Raw genomic sequence first — 21,344 nt, forward strand, 5'->3', positions numbered from 1 at the left:
ATATCGAACTCTATCAACCTATTAGAAAGAAAAAGACTGCTGCATCAGTAGAATTTCTACTTAGCAGCAGCCCTCCAGCCCTCCCGGACTTTACAGGTTAAGACTCCTTCTTCACCGCAAGTCCGATGATCATAACGATAAGTGCCAGCAAAGCAATCAACTGATCGATGGTCATGGCCAAAAGCCTCCTTCAAGCAGGATGACTCTTGCCCGGGCTACACATCTCCCTCTCCCGTTAAATGCCTTACGTTTTCCCCACTACCATCTTATGAGGGCTTCCACCCGTTTTATGACGGGGACCGCCAAAAAAACCTGCCCCCGTTTATAAAAAACGGGAGGCAGGTTTCCAGCTTTAGCTTTGAAAATGAGGCACTAATATAGGGATGAGCGATTCGCACGAGCAGTGGGTGCTCACCCTGTTGTCCTCAGTGTTCCGTTTATGACATCGCTTCGGATTAAGGCTTCACCTTACTCCGTCACAATGTCATAAATCAATACTGGCGCATCCGCATGATCTGCAATCCGAATGCTCTCATACAGCTTCTGCTTCACGTCATCTACGTTCTCGCGGTTAGCATGAATGGTTACAAGGGAATCGCCCTTCTTCACGGCATCGCCGACCTTCTTGTTCAGCATCAGGCCTACAGCCAAGTCAATCTCGGATTCCTTCGTTGCACGACCGGCTCCAAGCAGCATCGCTGCGGTACCGATCTCATCCGCTACTAGCTCCGCGACAACACCGTCCTGCTGTGCAGGAAGCTCAATCAGATACTGCGCCTTCGGCAGTCGGTCGGGGTGATCCACCACGGACGGATCTCCGCCCTGGTTCTGGATGAATTCCTTGAATTTCTCCAATGCCTTGCCGTTGCGGATAACCTCTCTTAACATCTCTTCGGCATCTTCAAGCGAATCTGCCTTTTGAGCAAGGAAAACCATCTGCCGGCCTAGAGCCAGGCACAGCTCCTCCAGATCCTTCGGACCCTCGCCGCGAAGCGCATCGATTGCTTCCTGTACTTCCAGTGAATTGCCGATCGCAACCCCAAGCGGCTGACTCATATCGGAAATGACGGCCATCGTTTTGCGGCCGACATTGTTGCCAATGCTAACCATGGCGTGTGCCAATTCCCTGGCATCCTCCACGGTTTTCATGAACGCGCCTGCTCCGGTTTTAACATCCAGTACAATCGCATCCGAGCCTGCAGCAATCTTCTTGCTCATAATGGAGCTGGCAATCAGCGGAATGGAATTAACGGTAGCCGTCACATCCCGAAGCGCATACAGTTTTTTGTCCGCCGGGGTGAGGTTTCCGGTTTGGCCGATGACGGCGATTTTATGTTGATTCACAAGGTTCACAAATTCGTCTTTGCTGATCTCCACATGAAATCCTTCAATGGACTCCAGCTTGTCAATCGTTCCTCCGGTATGGCCGAGGCCGCGTCCGGACATCTTCGCTACGGGAATATCCAGTGCCGCTACAAGCGGAGCCAGAACGAGTGTCGTGGTGTCGCCTACGCCCCCGGTGGAGTGTTTATCAACCTTGATTCCCTCAATTGCGGACAGATCAATCGTTTCTCCGGAGTTTACCATTGCCATCGTCAGGTCCGCCCGCTCCCGATCGGTCATGTCCTGGAAATAAATCGCCATGTTCATGGCGCTCACCTGATAGTCGGGAATATCTCCCTCGGTATATCCGTCGATGAAGAAATTGATCTCTTCGGTTGTCAGTTCCTTGCCGTCTCGTTTCTTCGCAATTAAATCAACCATTCTCATCGTACATTCTCCTCACTGTTTGCGATGATTGTGTTCCTTCCACGGGCATCACTACAAATGCGGATTGTTCTTCCAATCGCTGTTGCCCCGCTTCACTTCTCCAAAACAATTCCGCCTGCTTCGCTCGGGACAGTTTCCTTACAACGAAATCGCCGTATCCAACGCGACTTCCATCATCTCGTTAAACGTCGTTTGGCGCTCCTCGGACGAAGTCTCTTCCCCTGTCAGCAAGTGGTCACTTACAGTCAGGATCGTCAGAGCATTTACGCCGAAGCGTGCGGCAATCGTGTAGAGGGCCGTTGTTTCCATCTCTACGCCCAACACGCCGTGCTGCATCAGCTTCTCAACCACTGATTTGTCCTCACGGTAGAACACATCGGACGTGAACACGTTACCGACATGCATCTTAAGGCCTTTCTCCTTGCCGCGCTCATACGCGCCGAGCAACAGCGGGAAGCTGGCGATCGGGGAGAAATCATAACCGTTAAAGTGGTGACGGTTCATGCCGGAATCCGAGCAAGCCGCCTGGGCCAGGATAACGTCGCGCACACGAACGTGCTCTTGCATCGCACCGCATGTTCCGACACGGAACAAATTTTTGACGCCATAATCCCGGATGAGTTCATTGACATAAATCCCGATGGAAGGCACGCCCATGCCCGAACCTTGCACGGAGATGCGTTTTCCTTTGTAGGTTCCCGTAAATCCGAGCATGCCCCGCACTTCGTTGTAGCAGGTCACATCCTCCAGATACGTCTCGGCAATAAATTTAGCTCGCAACGGGTCGCCTGGCAGCAGAATCGACTCCGCAATATCTCCTGGTTTCGCTCCAATATGTGTACTCATGTCCCATTCCTCCACGTTTTCGATTATTTCAAATCATTCAAAAAGCTTGTTCCGTGCTCTGGCAGCTTCACGCCAAAGTTGTCGGCAACCGTGGCGCCAAGGTCAGCAAAGGTCTTGCGAAGCGGAAGTTCCTTACCCTCCGCAAAACGTGGAGAATAAACAAGCAGCGGTACGTATTCACGCGTATGGTCCGTTCCTTTGTAAGTCGGATCATTCCCGTGGTCGGCCGTGATGATCAGTAGATCCTTTTCCGTCATTTTCTCAAATACCTCGGGCAGGCGCTGATCGTAATCCTCCAACGCTTGGCCATATCCTTTTGGATCGCGTCGGTGTCCGTATACCGCATCGAAATCCACGAGGTTCAGGAAGCTCAGTCCCTTGAAGGATTCACCCAGGGTTTGCACCATTTTGTCCATGCCGTCCATATTCGATACGGTTCTGACTGCCTTCGTAATGCCTTCGCCATCAAAAATATCGGAGATTTTACCAAGAGCAATGACGTCTAGACCAGCATCTTTCATTTCGTTCATCGTGGTACGTCCGAAAGGCTTCAAGGCATAGTCATGCCGATTCGCCGTACGCTTGAAGCTCCCCACCTCGCCAATGAACGGACGCGCGATGATCCGGCCGAGCATATAAGGATCTTCCAGCGTGATTTCGCGGCAGAATTCGCAGATTTCGTACAGCTCTTTCAGTGGAACGATATCCTCATGCGCAGCGATTTGAAGCACGGAGTCCGCCGAGGTATAGATGATCAAAGCCCCAGTTTTTACGTGCTCTTCGCCAAGCTCTTCGATAATCTCCGTTCCGCTGGCCGGCTTGTTGCCGATGACCTTGCGTCCGGTCTTCTCTTCAATGCGCTGGATCAGCTCATCCGGGAATCCGTCCGGGAACACGCGGAATGGCGTATCGATATACAAGCCCATGATCTCCCAGTGACCCGTCATGGTATCTTTGCCATTCGAAGCTTCCTGCATCTTCGTATAGTAAGCCCGAGGTTTGTCCGCGACAGGGACTCCCTCGATCTCCCGAATGTTGGACAGCCCGAGCGCTGCCATATTCGGCATGTTGAGCCCGCCGCATTCGCGGGCGATATGACCCAGCGTGTCGGATCCGACATCGTCAAAATCAGCCGCATCCGGTGCTTCACCGATACCTACAGAGTCCAATACGATCAAGTGAATTCGGTCAAAATGTTCCATATCCATTGCTCCCCCTCATATATGAGTTTTTAATCAAACTATCCATAAGGCTCGCTTGTAGTAGTCCTTCAAACCTGGCTTACAGGAACAGTCCGGTAATCGTGGCCGACAGCACGCTCACCAGCGTTGCGCCGTACAACAGCTTGAGACCGAAACGCGCAACCACGTTCCCCTGCTTCTCGTTCAGGCCTTTGACCGCGCCGGCAATGATGCCGATCGAGGAGAAGTTCGCAAAGGACACCAGGAATACCGATACGATGCCCACGGTGCGTTCGGACATATGCGTGAAGTTGGCCAGATCGAGCATCGCAACGAACTCATTCGATACCAGCTTCGTAGCCATGATGCTGCCTGCATCCACTGCTTCTTTCCAAGGCACGCCCATGACAAAAGCAAATGGAGCAAAAATATATCCTAACAGCTCCTGGAAGGTGATTCCGAAAATAATATCAAAAATGCCGTTGATCATCGCGATTAAAGCAACGAAACCAAGGAGCATCGCTGCAACGGTAATCGCTACCTTGAAACCGTCCATGATGTACTCGCCCAGCATCTCGAAGAAGGATTGCTTCTCCTCTTCTTGCACCTCCAGGATATCCTCTTCCTTATCCACCTTGTAAGGATTGACGATGGAAGCAATGATAAATCCGCCAAACAGGTTCAGTACAAGCGCGGTCACCACGTACCGTGGCTCGATCATGCTCATGTAAGCACCGACGATCGACATCGATACCGTGGACATCGCGGAAGCACAGAGCGTATACATACGGTGCTTCGGAATTAAGGCGATCTGTTTTTTTACCGAAATAAACACCTCGGATTGCCCCAGAATCGCGGAAGCTACCGCATTGTAAGACTCCAGCTTACCCATGCCGTTGACTTTACTCAAGACGAGACCGATATATCTTACGATAAACGGCAGTACCTTAATATATTGAAGTATACCAATCAAAGCGGAAATAAACACGATTGGCAGCAGAACGTTCAAGAAGAACGGGCCTGCACCTTCATTGGCAATGCCGCCAAACACAAACTCAATCCCGGCTCCGGCGTAGTCAAGCAGCGCTTTAAACGTATTCGCTATCCCTTTAACAAGATACTCGCCGACATTGGTGTTCAGCAGTATAAATCCAAGGATCAGCTGCAGCCCAATCATGACAGCCAGCGGACGGTAACGGATGTGGCGCTTATCATTGCTGACAAGGAACGCAAGACCGAATACGACCAGCAAACCTAGTATGGCGATTAAATATTTCATCGTCGTTGTTCCCCCAAAGGTGAATTTTTTGATATTACTCGGCTACCGAATCATCGACAATCGAAAATGGCCAAGACATTAGTAGGATGAGCTGGATTGGCCGCCCTCCATGATTTTCACGCCGCAGCTCGCACCGATACGCGTTGCACCCGCTTCAATCATGCGGTCCATGTCTTCCTTGCTGCGTACGCCGCCGGAAGCCTTCACACCGGTGTTCTCGCCAACGGTCTTGCGCATCAGGGCAACGTCTTCCGGCGTCGCTCCGCCCGTGGAGAACCCTGTTGACGTCTTCACGAAATCGGCTCCCGCTTGTACAGACAGCTTGCTTGCACGCACCTTTTCTTCCTCCGTCAGAAGGCTTGTCTCAATGATGACTTTAACCAGAGCTTTGCCTTTCGCCGCGTCCACTACAGCCTGAATATCGTTCAGTACAAACTCATCGTTACGATCTTTAAGCGCTCCAATGTTGATTACCATATCAACCTCTTTGGCTCCGTTAGCGATAGCGTCCTTCGCTTCAAAAGCTTTTACCGCGGATGTCGCAGCTCCCAGCGGGAAACCGATGACCGTGCATACTTTAACGTTGGTGTCCGCTAGCTGCTCAGCACAGTAGGATACCCAAGTCGGGTTCACACAAACCGAAGCAAATCCGTACTTTTTGGCCTCATCCGTAATTTTCGTAATCTCGGCTTGGGTTGCATCCGCCTTCAAGAGCGTGTGGTCGATCATTCCTGCTATATTCATCTGGTTAAAACACTCCTTAATCTGTTTTTTTTGCAATCTTGTAAAAGCGCTATCATAACGCTTAATCCTTTAGACGGGACCATCATATCACAGACCTGAACATATGTAAAATGCATATTGAAAATATGTTCATTCCCATTTATTGCAATGATATATATCATTGTTCGCTGATCGACAATTCATCATTCAGGAATAATCTAACAATTCATTCCTTTTACTATGCTCTATACCCGATCAAGGTAAACATAAACAGAAAAGAAGCCCCTCTTCCTGTATAGAGAGCTAATTTCAACGCATTAAAAAACACCTCATCCAGGCGAGCGCGAAGCTGTACCGGCTTCAAATCTCCCTAAAACGAGGTGTCTATTTCATTATCCACATCAAGTTGAGCATTTCATGATAACAAGGCTTGCGCCGTGAACTGGTCCGTCACCAGAATGTTTGCATATTTACCGACCAGCGCCGCTCGAATGGCATCTACCTTTCGCTGCCCGCCTGCGACGAGAATGGATTTTTCCTTGTGCCGAAGATCATCCAAATCGATACCCACCGTACGATTGTTAATATTCTCGCTGCACACCCTGCCCTCCGCATCAAAAAACCGAGAGCAAATATCGCCCGCACCGATCTTCTGCAGCAGCTTCTGTTCTTCCTTGCTAAGATAGCCGAGCCTAAACAGAAGTGCGTCCTCATGAACAGTGCCGACCGTGAACATGGCGATGTTGGCTTGTTTGCCTAATTGGATAATCCGCTGGATATGCCGGTCTCGCTCCACCATTTCTTTCAGCTCAGTGGTATCAAAGATGACGGGCAGCGGCAAATATCTCGCCATCGTGTGGTACGCCTCAGCAAACAGATTGACAATCTCGGCGGCGTACGTGTTCACATGCGAGTGGCTGACACCGCCCTTCAACTGCACGACCTCTACGCCCCGAACGGGCTTCTGCTGCAGCTGAAGTGCCACGGCATGCATGGTCGTTCCCCAGGTCACGCCGATAATATCAGCATCCTGAACCGTTTCATGAAGGTAATCGGCTGCCCTTTTGCTGATATGCTTCTGAATTTCGCGGTATTCATTGATGGGGGAATAACTCACCAGCACCTGTTCCAGTTCGTACTTCTTCTTCACTCCTTCGCCCAAAGCGTCCAGGTCCTCGAGAGGGTCCACAATGCTGATCTGCACATAGCCCTGCTCCTTGGCGTGCTGAAGCAGCCTGGAGACCGTAGGACGTGAAACGCCGAGTCTTGTCGCGATATCCTGCTGGCTGTAATCCGACATATAGTACAATCTTGCCGCCTCAATGCTAAGGCGCTGTTTATCCTGATCCATGATCCAACCCACTTTTATTTATGTCGTAACCGAATTGGGTACATTATAACGTGATCTGACACAAAATTCGATAGCGAGTTGGAGCTGGCATATATCTTGAACTAAGGTTACCCCAGTCTGATCAAAACCGCAGATTTATCGTCAGACAATTTAAATCGTGGATAGGTAATACATTCCGGATCGCTATGTTCCAACGCCACCAGCCAATCGGCATACTCTTTCAGTCCCCGCGACTTAATATTGCGGAACAAAATTTCCTCGGAGGTCCATCTGCCCCCATTCACCAATTTTTCAGGATAATAGAGTCCGTCGGTATGCAGCAGCAGCTCCTCAAGCTGAATCCGGTTAATCTTGCCGTACTCAATAAAATCCTCCGCGTCCGAGCGTCCATTCAGAACGGAGTAGCCTCTGGCCGTATTCATTTTTTCTTTATTCTTGAGAATGCGGGGCTTCACCAACTCCCATAACTGATCCTTCGACTGGACTCCGGCCAGGACGGCCTGTTCCCAGATTAGCTTGGATTCATAATCAATATGCGCCACATGGTCCCGTGTCACCATGCGCACAGACCCGTCAGCATAGGCACCCATAATCATGCAGTCGCCTGATTGAGCATATTCGATATAATGGTCAGTAATCCGGATCACTGCAATTCCCGCCGTCCATAACTGATCCTTGGAATCGGTCGGTATGTCGTGCGCCTGCATTTCCACTCCCAATATGCGATTGGCCTCACGGGTCAACTGCTCCAGATTACGCTTTTCTTCCGGTGAAATCTGCTCAAAGTATCGCTTTAACAACTGCGAGGCAATCCGTCCGCCAGTCTCCCCCTCTGAGCCTCGAAACGGCACCAACGAAGTGGCACCGTCTATAACGCCGTATATCTGCAGCTGATCGTTGATAATAAGCGCATCCTCGTTCCAGATACCGCTCCCCTGTATCGACAAATTTTGCACTTTCATCATGTTTTCATATCCCTCCCACGGAGCTCCCCCGCATATGATCTCGTTCTCCAATCTCTGTATGACAGATCAGGGAAGAAGGGGCAGCAGATCGGCCGCCTTCTGCTCCAGATCCGGTCTACGCTCTATCTCCAAGGCTTTCAGTGTTTCATCGATTCGGTTCCAACGTCTGTAATCGTCAGACATTGGTGCAATCCCGTCATCATTCCCGACCAGCCGTAACAACATGTTATAACGGGTCCCCTCCGCTGTTTGCCGCGCCAGCGAGTCCAGGCTGTCTTGACGGACCGGCATATAGCCTGTCGCATCCAGCAAAGTGTCCTGTATATACGGGGAAGCGATGTGGTTAACAAGCTCCTGCGCCAGTTCTCTGTTGCCTCCCCCGGCAAGCAAAGCGAAAGCGCTAAAGCCCGGCGAGACCCCTTGGTCCACTGCTCCCGGCAGAGGAACTACGCCATAATTGAACTTGCCTGCAATATACTTATCCATCCACTGCATATGTTGCGAGCTTGATACCAGAAGCAGAATCTGTCCGTCCATGAATTCACTCAGAGCCAGTCGGTGCTCCAGAGGAAACATCACACCGGAATCAAACACGAGCCTGTTCCATGCCCCGAGAAGTTCAAGCAGCCGCTCTCCCCTCTCCTCTTCTGCCGGATGGCCCCACATATTCAAAAAAACAAAGGCCAAATTCTCATCCACCGCCATTACCTGCTTCCACTTGATGGACGCATTGCGATGGTTCAGACCTCTCACCCAGCCTGAAATCTCTTCATTTAATTGCTCAAGATCCGCAAATTCCAGTTCTCTCTGAAAACTTGCGTTCCGAAGCTTGTCTTGATTATAGTAAAGTACCGGAATCGATGCACCGGCAGGCATCGCCCACAGCTTACCTTGAAACGTGAACGCATTGCGGGCTGAAGCCGTTAGGTCCATTGTCTCACCTGGCAGTTTGATGGGCACGAGCGCCCCGTCTTCTGCCCATTCCGCCAGACCGTAGGCATTGTTCAATTCAGCAATTTGCGGAGCACGTCCTGCAGAGATGGCAGCTGACAATTCCGAATGCAGCGCCTCATACGATTGGAAGGTGCGCACATTCATCTCCACTTCATGATAACGAGCCTGCAAGGACTTAAGTATCGGTTCCCATTCACTGCTGTAAATCCAGCATTCCATTCGCTCGATTTCCTTGATCCTCTGCTCCGGCGGATGCCCGAGCCGCCGGAAATAAGTCGAGTAAACGACCAGACTTCCGGCAATAATCAGTACAAAGACAATCCAGATCAGCCCATTCTTGCTCCAAATCCGATTTTTCCGCTCCAGCATGCACCCCTCCTTTTTTTACATTATAAAAGGAAGCAATATTGAAGGAGAACTACCAAATCGAGCATCGCAAGCATAAGTTACAAGGACAACCCCTTGCTGCCCGACAACTTGTTCGCAATCAGCAGCGATATAAGCGTAGTCACCGTAAGAATAGAGGCAAGTGCGGCGCCGGTGCCGTAATTGGAGGTAAAAACCTCACTGTAGATCGTGACGGATATGGTCGCCGTTGCTCCATAATACAGAACAAGCGTGGAGCTTAATTCATTAATCGTTGTAATCCAGCTGAGGATGGCTCCGGATATAACGCCTGGCGCCATCAGCCGGCCCGTCGTTTTGAAGAAAGTTTTCATCGGCGGCACGCCAAGGCTGATCGAAGCCTCTTCCACGCTTCGGTCCAGCTGGTGAAGAACCGCCGTACTCGACCTGATCGTGTACGGAATTTTTCGTATCACGTAGGCAATGACAAGGATGATCCATGTTCCGGTCAGCACTATCGGCGGCTTGTTAAAGGCAATGATCAGACTTATACCAAGCACGGTGCCCGGCATGATATAGGGAATCATAATGATGCCGTCGATAAAAGCCGTGAATTTGGACCTTCGCCGCACGAGAATATAAGCGATGAGCATGCCCGCAATAACCATGACGATGATGGACAACACAGAGTAAGAGTACGTATTCATGATCGCTTTGGGCACACGGAAGAACACTTCTTTATAGCTGTCTAGACTGAATCCGCTATGGAACACCGGTCCCTTTTTCGCAAGGAAGGAGGTCACAAGCACGGTCAGCTGGGGCATAATGGATATACAGGCTGGAATAAATGCCAGCACGGTCAACAGAACCTTCGGCATCCGCTTCAGCTTCTTCACCGTCGGCGTTCGCATGCCGGTCATGGAATAATTTTTGCGGGATACAAAATACCGCTGACCAAACAAAACGGCCGTTGAGAAAAAGATCATGACCACACTCAGCGTGCTGGCCATTGCGGGATTGCCGCCCATCTCACTGATAAATTGCTCGTAGGCCAGAATCGGCAGCACTTTATAGCCCTGCCCAAGCAGCATTGGCGTGCCGAAATCGGCAAATGAAGCCATAAATACCATCAGTGCCCCTGCCGACAGCGTAGGAAATATGAGCGGCAGCGTCACGGTTCGCAAACGATTCCATGCTGTCATTCCCAGACTCTCGGATGCTTCTTCCAACGAAGTATCGATCGTCTTGAGTGCACCGGATACATACAGGAAAATATGAGGGTAGAATTGCAGGGCAAATACGATGACAATCCCGTGCCAGCCGTAGATGGAAGGAATATCAATCCCCAACTCCCGGATGAACCTCGTAACAAAGCCGTTATTGCCCATCAATAAAATCCATGAATACGCTCCGATAAATGGCGGAGATAGCAGAGACATAATAACCATCATCTGCATCAAGCCTTTGCATTTGATGTCGTATCTTGTTGCGATGTAGGCTAGCGGGGTGCCGATCAGAATCGCCAGCCCGGTTGCCAACGCGGATACAAGAAAGCTGTTCAGCAGAGCCTGATGGTAATACTTGAGCTGAAAGAAATCCAGGTAGTTCTGCAGGGTTATGCTCCCGTCCTTGCCGATAAAGCTGTTTAACAGCAGGGACACCAGCGGGTAAATAATGAACACCAGCATGAAGATATACACACATACGGTTACAAACGTCCAGAAATCCCATCTTCTGAGCAGCAGACGCTGTCCAACGGTCGGAGACCCGACGGGCTTAAGCTTCGCCTGCACGATAGATCACCTCCAGGCCAACGCTGTCATACATAACGGACCGTTGAAGCTGAAAATCCAGAAACAACCGTTGCTTCTCCTGAAACAGACTTAGGGTTTTGCCCGGATAATCATGTACATCGATAAAGGTCCCGTCCTCAAGCTTCATTAAGTAACTCACCTTATCGCCCAAGAAGCTGACAGCTTGAACGATTCCTTCAAAGGCAAAAGTGGGACTTGGTTCCGCGCTGATCTGCACCCGCTCGGGACGAATTGAAAAAATCACTTTGCCTGAATAAGATTGTTTGATTGGCAGCTGCGTCTCTTTGCCGAGCAATCGTATTGTTCCGATCCCGTCGTCACCGCCCGATTCAGACGTGCAGGTTCCTTCCAGAAAGTTGGAAGTACCGATAAAATTGGCCACGAACTGATTCCGGGGGTATTGATAGATGTCCCTCGGGGAAGCGATCTGCTGGATGACTCCCTCGCTCAGTACTGCGATCCGGTCCGAAACGGCGAGCGCCTCTTCCTGGTCATGCGTCACATAAATAGTGGTGATATTAAGCTCCTTTTGCAATTGACGGATATCGGTCCGCATTTTCACCCGGAGCTTGGCATCCAAATTGGACAGCGGCTCGTCCATTAGCAGCAGAGCGGGACGGATGACAATTGCTCTTGCCAGAGCAATCCGCTGCTGCTGTCCCCCGCTCATGTTACCGGGTATCCTGTCTCGGAGATCGGCCAGCTCCACCATCTCCAGCGCTTCCATCACCCGGCTCTCGATGTCCCGTTTCGAAATTTTCCGGGCGCGAAGCCCGTAGGCCACATTGTCAAACACACTCAAATGGGGGAAGATCGCGTAATTCTGAAACACCATCCCGATATTGCGCTCATGGGTAGGCACGTCATTAATGACTCGGCTGCCAAAGTAGATATCCCCTTCCTCTTGTTTATAGAAGCCGGCAATCGTTCGGAGAAGAGTGGTTTTCCCACAGCCGCTCGGTCCCAGCAGGGTAAAAAACTCCCCTTCGTTTATTGAAAAATGCGCATCATTAACCGCCTTGTTCTCTCCAAAGTATTTTGTAACATGATCGAATACCACTTGACTCATGAATGCCTCCATATCCGAGAGGACGACTGCCCATGGATCAACCAGCCATCCCCCCACCTTTGTGCTCTATTCCTTGCCCATCATAATATCGTTGAATCTACTGATAACGGCTTCTTTGTTATCTGAAGCCCAGCTAAAGTCGTAATCAACCAGTTCGATGTCCGCAGTCTGAGGCAAGCCTTCCACCGGTTCTACATCATCTCGAACCGAGCGGCGCTTAAATTCCTTTTGCACCAGTTCCTGCACATCCTTGCTGACAATAAAATCAATAAACTGCTTCGCTTCATCCGGATTTTTGGTTCCTTTGATGATTGCAGCCCCATCAGGTACAGCCGAAGTGCCTTCGCTCGGATAAATAATGCCGATCTGCGAGCCGCCTTCCATGTACCGCAGCGCAGCATCTTCCAGTGTGATGCCGAGAGCAAACTCACCGTCAGGTACGGCGCGTTGGACCAGACTGGAACCCGACAAAATTTTGCCGTCCATATTGGCCACAAGTTTCTTGACATACTCCCACCCCTGCTCGTCGTCCTTACCAAAAGCCGTCAGCATGGTCACCAATTGCGTATAGGAGGAGCCCGACTTGCCTGGATCGGCAAATGCAATCTGCCCCTTCCACTTGGGATCCAGCAGATCCTCCCAAGATGCAGGCAGCTCATCCTCGGATACCAGCTCTTTGTTGTAAGTGATTACCATCGGGAGAGCGTTAAACGGTGTCCAATAGTTGGACGGGTCCAGATAGCCCGGGAAAATATCCCCCTTCTCGTTTGTTTGATACGGCTCGAAATATTCGCTAAATGATGCCAAGGAATCGGCTCCTCCTGCCCAAAAAATATCCCCGAGCGGATTGCTTGCCTCAGCCTGCACACGCTTCAGCAATTCCCCTGTACCGCCGGAGATCAGATCGACGGATATACCTGTCCGATCCTGAAACTCTTTGATAATCGGGTTGTTGATTTCGGCTGCATTCGGCGAATAAATGGTCAGCTTTCCCGTACCCGCGCTGGAATTCGAATTGGAATTCGAGGAATCGGACTCCCCCTTGCCTTCGGTCGCAGGAGCACCACAAGCTGTAATAACACCTAACAAAATGATCACACTAGCGATTGCGGTAAGCCATCTTTTCACCATTTTTTTGTATCCCCCTTATTTTTGTGTTATTTTCCCTTCCACGAATTTACTATACCTGTCAGGCTTCCACCTCTCAACGAGACAAAATTGCATAAATGTTTAATTTTTTGCTTAATTGCGTGAATGTAAGCGTTTAAAAAAGAAGGCCTTTAGCTTTCAAAGGCCTTCTTCATCCAATTTTCTTACACAAATATTACATTCCATGTGATTCCAGCATTCTTTTACGATATTCCGTCGGCGTTTCTCCAGTATATTTACGAAAAATTTGACTGAAATAACGGGAATCCTGATACCCCACGGCAAGCGAAACCTCATAAATCCTCACATTCTCGTCCCCCAGCAATCTCTTTGCCTGCTCCATTCTTAACCGGGTTAAATATTCTATAAAGCTTACACCAAGCCGTTTGCGGAACAGACGGCTGAAATGCGCCTCGCTCAAGTGAAACCGGGCAGCCAGCTGTTGCAGGCTGATATCTTCGTTAAAATTATGCTGGACATACGCCTCTACTTGCCGGAACCCTTCGGCAAAATGCACGGCAGCATTATCCAGATGTTCGATGTCACCGTATACGGACACCCCGCTCTGTTTACTTGCTGCTCTATGCCTGACAACCTCTAACGCTTCCTGATATGCTCGGTCCAGCTGCTCATGCCCCCCATATGAGAGACTTACCCCGACATAGACCAGCGCTTTGCCAAATCCGGTGACGGTTTCCTTCAACATGCCCACTGCCCCTTCGTCATCGGGAATAATGCACGCTCTTTGCAGTTCATCTATCATAATCAAGGGACCGTAAATGCGGGCATACAACCGTTCCTTTATATGCAGCCACCGCTCATGCCGCCGCTCCTCGCCTTCTTCCTCCATCTGTACCACGGCAACCCGTATCTTCTGTAAGCCGGCAGTCTCCTCCAGCCATTCCTTCAGCATCTCCAAGGAGGCCGTATCCGTGATTCCGAGCATGCTGTCATGAATCAGCTTCTGAACAACGAGTGATTCCCTATCCCTTTTCCAACTCTGCAGCTGCTCCATCACGCTGGCATGCTGCCTCGTCCGGACAAGCTCCTTACATACCTTGTCAATTGCCTTTACCAACGTATCGGGATCTGTCGGCTTTAACACAAAATCGGAGGCTTTGAGTTTGATCGCCTGCTGGGCATAAACAAAGTCATCAAATCCGGTAAGAAAAATCACCTTCAGCTCTGGACAGAACTCCTGGGCGGACCATGCCAACTCAAGACCGTCCATGCCGGGCATTCGAATGTCAGAGATGAGAATATCCGGTTGAAACGCCTGAATTTGCTGCACAGCCTGTTCTCCGTCCGCCGCTTCACCGACCAGAACACAATTCAGTGCCTCCCAATTGATCGTCTGCTTCAATCCTTCGCGGATCATCCATTCATCATCGGCAATCAGAATTTTAAACATCGCTTACCGCCTCCCGTATAATCGGTATACTTAGACTGACCTTCGTCCCTTGACCCGGCAAGCTATCAATATGCAGAACGTAGGCATGTCCAAAATGCAGTTCCAGCCTCCGCAAGAGATTATGAAGTCCGATTCCGGTCGTGCTGGTTTCCTCACCGGAAACGTACTCTCCCCGCAGGATGCGCTGCAGTTTATCCGGAGCTATCCCGAGTCCGTTATCCTCCACCACGAACAGCACCCGCTCTCCCGCCAATCGGCCGGAGATAAGCAGACTACCCTGACCGGCTTTCATCTCGAGTCCATGGTTGATCGCATTCTCCACCAGCGGCTGAATTAGCAATTTGGGGATGCATAAATCCAGAATGCCTTCATCGATCTCCACCGAAATCGTAATTTTATCCCGATAACGAATTTCTTGGATTGTCAGATAATTGCGAATTTGCTGCATATCCTCACGAATGGGGATAACGGTATTTCCTCGCCGGATGCTGAAGTGCAGCAGGCTGCCCAGCGAAACCGCGATGCTGCTGATCACCTCGATCCTGTGAATCCGCGCCATCCAATTAATGGAATCCAGCGCATTGTACAAAAAATGGGGGGTGAACTGGGCATGAATCGCTTTGATCTCCGCCTCCTGCACCTTTAGCTGCTTCTCGTACACCTGGTTAATCAATTCCTTGATCCTCTGAAGCATCCGGTTAAAGCTTCCGCCCAGATGACCAACCTCATCCCGGTACTTCGAATCGAAGGTGACCTCAAGGTCTCCCTTCTCAACCTGCCTCATTAGTCGACGCAGCTTGTGGAGCGGTCGGGTAATGTAATCGGACAGCAAGAAGGCCGTGCAGTAAGAGATCAACACTCCGAATATGACAATGAATATCGTGAAATTGCGAATGCTGGCGCTCTCACCGGTTAAAGCGCTTACAGGAACCACATTGATCAATTTAAAACCATGGGTATCGGATGTATCATAAATCACCATATGTTCAATATCCTGTTCCATTATTCGGAAGAATCCCTTTCTTTCTTGCAGAATGGTGGAAAGGTAAGGTTTCTCGAGGCGCGTGCCGACCTCCAGTTTGGAGAGATGGCTGGAAATGATATATCCTTTGTCATCCAAAAGATACACTTCTCCCCCGTCATACCGGTAAGCCCTTTCATATTTATCCGCGAGGGCAGGCTCCATAATGTCCACGATGAAATACCCCAGCGGTTTGCCGGTATCAATCTGCTTAAGTAATCGGCCAGAGCTGAGGACCGTCCCGTAATCCTCGAATTTTTTCAAGGAATAATGGCTATCCCAGACAACATCGCCACCTGCCAGCCTTGCTTTACGAAAAAGCCCCCAATCCGCGTTATAACGTAGATAGGAGCTTGGTATAAATTTTCCCGTAAAGTAACGGTCTCCGTTCTCTCCGAGCACATACAGCTGGATATCCCATGATTTAAAACCGAGGAAGCTGTTCAAAATGGCAGCGACCGTCTGCTGGTCGCGGTATTTCTCTTCCACGCTTCGAGCAGCCGGCTTGGACAGAATATCCTGAATGTCTTTGTTGCTGTACAGATACATGGACAGCTGTTCAATATCTTCGACGAAGTAATTAAGGCTGTAGTTGATTTGAGATAGGTTTTCCAGAATGATTTCATTGGCTTTGGTCTGGATTTCACTAGAGGCTTTACGAATGGAGAAAATACCTAACACTGCGAGAGGGATGACCGCAATCAGAAGAAACAGCAGCATCAGCTTAGTCTTTAGTTCCATGGCATGCAAACGATCCATCCAATAGTTCATGACTGGCTCACCCATTTTCACTCGAATTTCAGATTAATATAGCATAAAATGTCGGATGCACCAATCCTCTGGCACCTATATACTGATTTCTCTCAGAGATGATCCCTGATTCTGCAGCTTTACCGTTTACGAATGACATGCCCGTTAAATCGGATAAGCTCTGTGCCTTCAGCCAATAAAAATACACCCCTAAGAATTTAAATCGGTTAAACCCAAGGTTTAATCCAATCTCCATTCCAAGGGGTGTACTTCAACCCTCATACGGATGTCGTCTAGCGAGGCAAAACTTTAGATGAATGCTTTGTATTCCAGCGGAGATACCCGGCCATAAGAAGCTTTCGCACCTTGGATCGGTGCCGCCCAGGCCACGGCATTCGTAATTACCTGCTGAATTTCAGGTTGATGATAGGTCGGAAATGCTTCATGTCCCGGTCTAAAATAGAACAGCTTGCCGCGTCCGCGCTTGTAACAGCAGCCACTGCGGAATACCTCGCCACCTTCGAACCAGGAGACAAACACCAGTTCATCCGGTGCCGGGATCTCAAAGCGCTCACCGTACATTTCTTCCTGCGGAACCTCGATATATTCTCCAAGTCCGCTAACGATCGGATGGCTGGGATCGATGACCCATAACCGCTCCTTCTCACCGTCGTCGCGCCATTTCAGTGCGCCTGTATTCGTGCCGAGAAGGCGCTGGAAGATCTTCGAGCCGTGACCGGAATGCAGCACGATGATCCCCATGCCGTCCAGTACGCGCTGGCGCACTTTTTCCACGATATCATCCCGCACTTCGCCGTGAGCCACATGCCCCCACCAGATCAGAACATCCGTTGAAGCGAGCACCTCATCCGTCAAGCCGTGTTCCGGATCATCTAGTACGGCGGTGCGTACAACGAACTGTGCATCCTTTACGAGAAAATCAGCAATCGTACGGTGGATGCCTTCAGGGTAAATCTTAGCGATCTGTTCATTATGTCTCTCGTGCCGGTATTCATTCCATACCGTTACATTGATATTAGCCAAGGGTAGTGGCCTCCTTTAATATTGAAATAAAGCGACCTCTTATACATTCATCCCAAGTATAGGCTGTGTTACAATGAACGGGAATGTGTGAAAGTTACTCTTTTTGTACAAAAACGACTTCGCGTTTTTTTGGGAGAGAGGGTGGAATTCGTGCTATCGATGAACGCTGACTATGTGCCAAGGATCAAACTGATGGGGTTTGTCTCCTACAAGAACCCCTGGATTCATTTCAAGCGGAACACACACGAGTATATTCTGTATTTCGTGAAGAGCGGCGAGCTTCATATGCGGGAGAACGGCGTTTCCCATGTGCTCAAGAAAGGCGACTTACTGGTCCTTGAACCGCATCTGGACCACGAGGGAACACAGAAACGTCCCTGTGACTACTACTATATTCATTTTGAACACCCCGATATTCATCAAGCCCCCGAGCGGCCCTTGTCCTTGCTAGCCAAGCAATGGATCATGGGGGAGAACCAAACGGCAGGCAAAGATGACAGCAGGCAGCTATATTTCCCCAAGACCTGCACGCTAACCCAGAAAAAAAGCCTTCATCACATGTACCATGCCCTCGGCGAAATGCTGCAGCTATACAGACGGAAGCACTTTAACCGCAGTTTGACCGCGCTCAAATTCATGGAAATGCTGATCGAGCTGTCCCGTGAGAGCCTGTTCGATGAGCTGGAGAAGAACAGCCCGCACACCAAGTCTTATATGAAGGTGCATGCACTGCTCGACTACATCCATGAACATTACGCCGAGAAAATCATCAGCTCGGAGATCGAGCAGCGATTCGAATGCAACTATGATTACATCAATCGAGTGTTCGTCAAGCTTACCGGCCATACGATCATGCGCTATGTGAATCAGGTTCGAATCAATCATGCCAAGGAGTTAATCGAGGCCACCCACCTCAGCTTTGGGGAGATTGGTTATCTGACCGGCCTGGAGGATCCGTTCTATTTCAGCAAGGTGTTCAAAAAATATGTCGGTATGTCCCCCAATCAATACTATAAGCAGGTCCGCGAGAAGGAATAAGGTGAAGTGTACTCGTGGCTAAGCTCACGGTATAACAGTCGCCCTATTGTGGATAGATCCACTGCAAGCGTAACGGCTACCTCCGGTTTTGGGGATAACCGGTCTCCTCCCACCAGTTAATGGGGAGTTATGCTTGCACTTCTCCACATTTGTTCACAAACGCTGGATAACTACCATGAAATATATGATCGAAATTCGATTTGTGCAGAATGAACGGGGATAATGTTTATAACTCTGTGTATAACGAAGCCATTCATAATGTTATACACAGTCCTTCCGGTGTGAAGTAAGCGTCCTTAGTTTGCATTATCCACATGCGTTGATTTGGATTTTTTTGCACTTGAATCCTAGGGTCAATGGCATATCAAAAAAGCGAAGACAAGGAAGCCTCCTCCCTGTCTTCGCTTATTGTAAGGTGCCGCCCAGACGCGATAAATACGTTGCTATAAAACTACGGCTTTTTATAAAACTTCGGACGTTTCTCTTCTGTAATCCCTCTTTATTTGCGCCCGTAATCGGCCTTAATCTCTCCCCAGCTCTTCGTTTGCCATTTCAGCACCTTGTTCTCATATGTATTGGTTCGAAGCCAGTGCTCGGCCCGGTCCACCAGATCCCAGATCTCTTGGGTTGACGCGTCGCGCGGAAGCGTGGTGGCCACCTTCTTCTGCTTCAGCCATTTGAGTGCATTCATGGAATCACTGTACACCGTTTTGGTGCTGCCCATTTTCTTCAGGTAAGCCAGCGCGTGGACGATGGCCAGAAACTCTCCGAGATTGTTCGTTCCCTTCGAAATCGGTCCGCACGAGAACAGAATATCTCCCGTCTGCGTATCCACGCCTTTATACTCGACAGGTCCAGGGTTTCCTCGCGTCCCCACATCTACGGAGATGCTGTCATAATCGATCTCGCCCGGTTCTTCAGCGGCTGATGCGCTGATGCGCTTGTAGCTCTTGGAGCCTGAGCTGCCGGGCTTGCTTCCGGACTGCTGCCCCCAGTAATTTTTATAACCTGCCGCATAAGCCTGTTCCGCTTCGCTTCGGGATTCGAACGCCTTGAACTTCGCACCTGTAAACTGATTGACCTGCTGTTGGCATTCGCCCCAGCTTGTATAAATTCCGGGCACTTTACCTACCCAGACTACATAATATTTTTGCTTCGCCATCATAAACCTCCATTCCGAACTAACCTCTCTAGCGTACTATATCACATCCTCCGAAACCAACAAAAAAAGCGCCATCGTCTCCGATCCGCTTTCTGTGCTTAATCTTATTCAATTGTTCCTGTTTCGTCGGCTTCACTCTCACATGCTGTGACAGCGAACTGTAATCTTCGTTGGTCTTTCTCATCGAGACGGCTGACCATGTTCCGGCACGTTCCGCTTTGCGGAGCGATTTTTGCGTTTTGGTACGGGCCATGAGGCTCACTCTCCTTGTATTATGGGATTTCCTATATTGTACGGCAAAATGGGTGGGAATGGAACAACTGCCGGTCAGGTTCCGGCCACTCCGCATGAACGAACTATCGCCTGCAGTATATTCATAAAACCTATGATATAATACGGAATCATTGGAGAATAGATCCCAAACAGACAGGAGGAGTTGAACCGATATGAAACTGGAGCGGCTCATATCCATGATTTACATGCTGCTGAACAACGAGATCCTGTCCGCGTCTGCCCTGGCAGAGAAATATAACGTGTCCCAAAGAACCATATACCGCGACATCGATGCGATCTGCGCAGCCGGCATTCCGGTTGTATCGTATCAAGGGGTGAACGGCGGGTATGGCATTATGGAGCAATACAAGATGGACAAAAGCTTGCTCGGCTCTTACGATGTCAGCGCCCTGATCACCATCCTGCACAGCATGTCAACGGTGTTTGAGGATGAACGGGCCATGGATACCATTCAGCGTCTGCAAACCATAGACCGTTCCGGCAATTCCGCATCGCAGGGATTGTCCATGGATATCGGGAGCTGGCGCTCTTACAACGAAAGCCTCCGTCTCCTTCGCCGCGCCATTACCGACAAGCATGTGATCTCCTTTCAATACATAAGCGCCAAGAATGAACGCATTCGCCGTAAAGTCGAACCTCTGCGACTCATGTATAAATTCGGATCCTGGTATTTGTACGGCTTCTGCAGAACCAGAGCCGATTACCGCGAATTCCGGATTTCGAGAATGTCGGAGCTGTCCCCATCCGCCGAGCCCTTTCAACACCAGCATTCAGAGGAGCACACGCACGGGCCCCATCTTCAAGAGCAGAATCCGTTCCACCGAGGGGAGCAGCACAGCTGGAAACCTTCATCCGATGCGATAGAAGTTATCCTTCACGTATCCCCCCGGGCCTTGGCCAAAGCAATGGATCAATTCTATGATGTGCAGCGGGAATTTCATGATGACGGCTCGCTCCGTCTCACGTTCAAGGTCGAACATCCGGATTCCTGGTGGTTCTGGTCTACCCTGCTGAGCTTTGGCGAGGATATCGAGATCATTGAGCCCGCTGACTTAAGGACTCGCATGCAATCCAAATTAGAAAAAATGCTGAAGGTTTACGCAAAAGTATGACAGTCCGCTGTCATACTTTTTTATTTACAATGTTCCCAAGAAAGCAAAAACGAAGAAGCCAAAGGG

18 protein-coding genes are annotated in these 21,344 nt (G+C 49.9%); 2 read left to right on the top strand and 16 right to left on the bottom strand.

Annotation, left to right across the window (positions count from 1 at the left end; all coding sequences use genetic code 11):
• Positions 1-468: 468 nt before the first annotated feature.
• The 14 genes from MKY48_RS29685 to MKY48_RS29750 all read right to left on the bottom strand — a co-directional run bounded on the left by MKY48_RS29685 (position 469) and on the right by MKY48_RS29750 (position 17,672).
• Positions 469-1,770, bottom strand: a complete 1,302-nt coding sequence (locus tag MKY48_RS29685; protein WP_339291790.1) for a pyrimidine-nucleoside phosphorylase — start codon at positions 1,768-1,770, stop codon at positions 469-471.
• A 138-nt stretch (positions 1,771-1,908) separates the two neighbouring features.
• Positions 1,909-2,616 carry a purine-nucleoside phosphorylase gene (gene deoD / locus MKY48_RS29690; protein ID WP_076325327.1) on the bottom strand — a complete coding sequence of 236 codons (708 nt, stop codon included), beginning with the start codon at positions 2,614-2,616 and terminating at the stop codon, positions 1,909-1,911.
• Positions 2,617-2,639: 23 nt separating this feature from the next.
• A complete protein-coding gene (gene deoB, locus MKY48_RS29695; RefSeq protein WP_339291791.1) occupies positions 2,640-3,818 on the bottom strand; it encodes a phosphopentomutase in 1,179 nt (392 codons plus the stop codon).
• A 79-nt stretch (positions 3,819-3,897) separates the two neighbouring features.
• A complete protein-coding gene (locus MKY48_RS29700; RefSeq protein ID WP_339291792.1) occupies positions 3,898-5,076 on the bottom strand; it encodes a NupC/NupG family nucleoside CNT transporter in 1,179 nt (392 codons plus the stop codon).
• A gap of 78 nt (positions 5,077-5,154) precedes the next feature.
• Positions 5,155-5,820, bottom strand: coding sequence for a deoxyribose-phosphate aldolase (gene deoC, locus MKY48_RS29705; protein ID WP_076325324.1), 666 nt, complete (start codon positions 5,818-5,820; stop codon positions 5,155-5,157).
• A 394-nt stretch (positions 5,821-6,214) separates the two neighbouring features.
• Entirely contained in the window at positions 6,215-7,150 is a 936-nt protein-coding gene (locus tag MKY48_RS29710) for a sugar-binding transcriptional regulator (protein WP_076325323.1), read from the bottom strand.
• A 107-nt stretch (positions 7,151-7,257) separates the two neighbouring features.
• Entirely contained in the window at positions 7,258-8,115 is an 858-nt protein-coding gene (locus MKY48_RS29715; RefSeq protein WP_339268222.1) for a protein phosphatase 2C domain-containing protein, read from the bottom strand.
• Between the two features lie 66 nt (positions 8,116-8,181).
• A complete protein-coding gene (locus MKY48_RS29720) occupies positions 8,182-9,438 on the bottom strand; it encodes an extracellular solute-binding protein (RefSeq protein WP_339291793.1) in 1,257 nt (418 codons plus the stop codon).
• Positions 9,439-9,515: 77 nt separating this feature from the next.
• Positions 9,516-11,207: an iron ABC transporter permease gene (locus MKY48_RS29725; protein WP_339291794.1), complete on the bottom strand. Its 1,692-nt coding sequence runs from the start codon at positions 11,205-11,207 to the stop codon at positions 9,516-9,518.
• Positions 11,191-12,297 carry an ABC transporter ATP-binding protein gene (locus MKY48_RS29730; protein WP_215161894.1) on the bottom strand — a complete coding sequence of 369 codons (1,107 nt, stop codon included), beginning with the start codon at positions 12,295-12,297 and terminating at the stop codon, positions 11,191-11,193. Before MKY48_RS29730 ends, MKY48_RS29725 begins: the two co-directional genes overlap by 17 nt.
• Before the next feature lie 66 nt (positions 12,298-12,363).
• Positions 12,364-13,428, bottom strand: a complete 1,065-nt coding sequence (locus MKY48_RS29735) for an ABC transporter substrate-binding protein (RefSeq protein ID WP_076325320.1) — start codon at positions 13,426-13,428, stop codon at positions 12,364-12,366.
• A gap of 193 nt (positions 13,429-13,621) precedes the next feature.
• Positions 13,622-14,857 (bottom strand): response regulator, encoded by a 1,236-nt coding sequence (locus MKY48_RS29740; protein WP_339291795.1) that lies wholly within the window; start codon positions 14,855-14,857, stop codon positions 13,622-13,624.
• Positions 14,850-16,649: a sensor histidine kinase gene (locus tag MKY48_RS29745; RefSeq protein ID WP_339291796.1), complete on the bottom strand. Its 1,800-nt coding sequence runs from the start codon at positions 16,647-16,649 to the stop codon at positions 14,850-14,852. The genes MKY48_RS29740 and MKY48_RS29745 overlap by 8 nt, the downstream gene beginning before the upstream one ends.
• A 288-nt stretch (positions 16,650-16,937) precedes the next feature.
• Positions 16,938-17,672, bottom strand: a complete 735-nt coding sequence (locus MKY48_RS29750; protein WP_339291797.1) for a ThuA domain-containing protein — start codon at positions 17,670-17,672, stop codon at positions 16,938-16,940.
• Between the two features lie 159 nt (positions 17,673-17,831).
• Between MKY48_RS29750 and MKY48_RS29755 the strand changes: the two genes are divergently transcribed.
• Positions 17,832-18,710, top strand: a complete 879-nt coding sequence (locus MKY48_RS29755) for an AraC family transcriptional regulator (RefSeq protein WP_339273697.1) — start codon at positions 17,832-17,834, stop codon at positions 18,708-18,710.
• Positions 18,711-19,209: 499 nt separating this feature from the next.
• Here MKY48_RS29755 and MKY48_RS29760 read toward each other — a convergent pair whose 3' ends face one another.
• Both MKY48_RS29760 and MKY48_RS29765 read right to left on the bottom strand, forming a co-directional pair.
• Complete coding sequence (locus MKY48_RS29760) at positions 19,210-19,872, bottom strand: ribonuclease H family protein (protein ID WP_339268236.1); 663 nt, start codon at positions 19,870-19,872, stop codon at positions 19,210-19,212.
• A 28-nt stretch (positions 19,873-19,900) separates the two neighbouring features.
• Positions 19,901-20,125, bottom strand: coding sequence for a hypothetical protein (locus tag MKY48_RS29765; RefSeq protein WP_076325315.1), 225 nt, complete (start codon positions 20,123-20,125; stop codon positions 19,901-19,903).
• A gap of 193 nt (positions 20,126-20,318) precedes the next feature.
• On the opposite strand from MKY48_RS29765, the gene MKY48_RS29770 reads away from it, so the two are divergent.
• On the top strand, positions 20,319-21,278 hold the full coding sequence (locus MKY48_RS29770) for a YafY family protein (protein WP_339291798.1): 960 nt from the start codon (positions 20,319-20,321) through the stop codon (positions 21,276-21,278).
• The last annotated feature ends 66 nt before the right edge of the window (positions 21,279-21,344 follow it).

It is taken from the genome of Paenibacillus sp. FSL W8-0187, assembly GCF_037969755.1.
In the GTDB taxonomy this organism is placed as follows: Bacteria; Bacillota; Bacilli; order Paenibacillales; family Paenibacillaceae; genus Paenibacillus_AQ.

Excerpts from the sequence above, each read along its gene's own strand:
- MKY48_RS29685 (WP_339291790.1), bottom strand. The coding sequence starts at position 1,770 with ATGAGAATGGTTGATTTAATTGCGAAGAAACGAGACGGCAAGGAACTG.
- deoD (WP_076325327.1), bottom strand. The coding sequence starts at position 2,616 with ATGAGTACACATATTGGAGCGAAACCAGGAGATATTGCGGAGTCGATT.
- deoB (WP_339291791.1), bottom strand. The coding sequence starts at position 3,818 with ATGGAACATTTTGACCGAATTCACTTGATCGTATTGGACTCTGTAGGT.
- MKY48_RS29700 (WP_339291792.1), bottom strand. The coding sequence starts at position 5,076 with ATGAAATATTTAATCGCCATACTAGGTTTGCTGGTCGTATTCGGTCTT.
- deoC (WP_076325324.1), bottom strand. The coding sequence starts at position 5,820 with ATGAATATAGCAGGAATGATCGACCACACGCTCTTGAAGGCGGATGCA.
- MKY48_RS29710 (WP_076325323.1), bottom strand. The coding sequence starts at position 7,150 with ATGGATCAGGATAAACAGCGCCTTAGCATTGAGGCGGCAAGATTGTAC.
- MKY48_RS29715 (WP_339268222.1), bottom strand. The coding sequence starts at position 8,115 with ATGATGAAAGTGCAAAATTTGTCGATACAGGGGAGCGGTATCTGGAAC.
- MKY48_RS29720 (WP_339291793.1), bottom strand. The coding sequence starts at position 9,438 with ATGCTGGAGCGGAAAAATCGGATTTGGAGCAAGAATGGGCTGATCTGG.
- MKY48_RS29730 (WP_215161894.1), bottom strand. The coding sequence starts at position 12,297 with ATGAGTCAAGTGGTATTCGATCATGTTACAAAATACTTTGGAGAGAAC.
- MKY48_RS29735 (WP_076325320.1), bottom strand. The coding sequence starts at position 13,428 with ATGGTGAAAAGATGGCTTACCGCAATCGCTAGTGTGATCATTTTGTTA.
- MKY48_RS29740 (WP_339291795.1), bottom strand. The coding sequence starts at position 14,857 with ATGTTTAAAATTCTGATTGCCGATGATGAATGGATGATCCGCGAAGGA.
- MKY48_RS29745 (WP_339291796.1), bottom strand. The coding sequence starts at position 16,649 with ATGAACTATTGGATGGATCGTTTGCATGCCATGGAACTAAAGACTAAG.
- MKY48_RS29755 (WP_339273697.1), top strand. The coding sequence starts at position 17,832 with ATGAACGCTGACTATGTGCCAAGGATCAAACTGATGGGGTTTGTCTCC.
- MKY48_RS29760 (WP_339268236.1), bottom strand. The coding sequence starts at position 19,872 with ATGGCGAAGCAAAAATATTATGTAGTCTGGGTAGGTAAAGTGCCCGGA.
- MKY48_RS29765 (WP_076325315.1), bottom strand. The coding sequence starts at position 20,125 with ATGGCCCGTACCAAAACGCAAAAATCGCTCCGCAAAGCGGAACGTGCC.
- MKY48_RS29770 (WP_339291798.1), top strand. The coding sequence starts at position 20,319 with ATGAAACTGGAGCGGCTCATATCCATGATTTACATGCTGCTGAACAAC.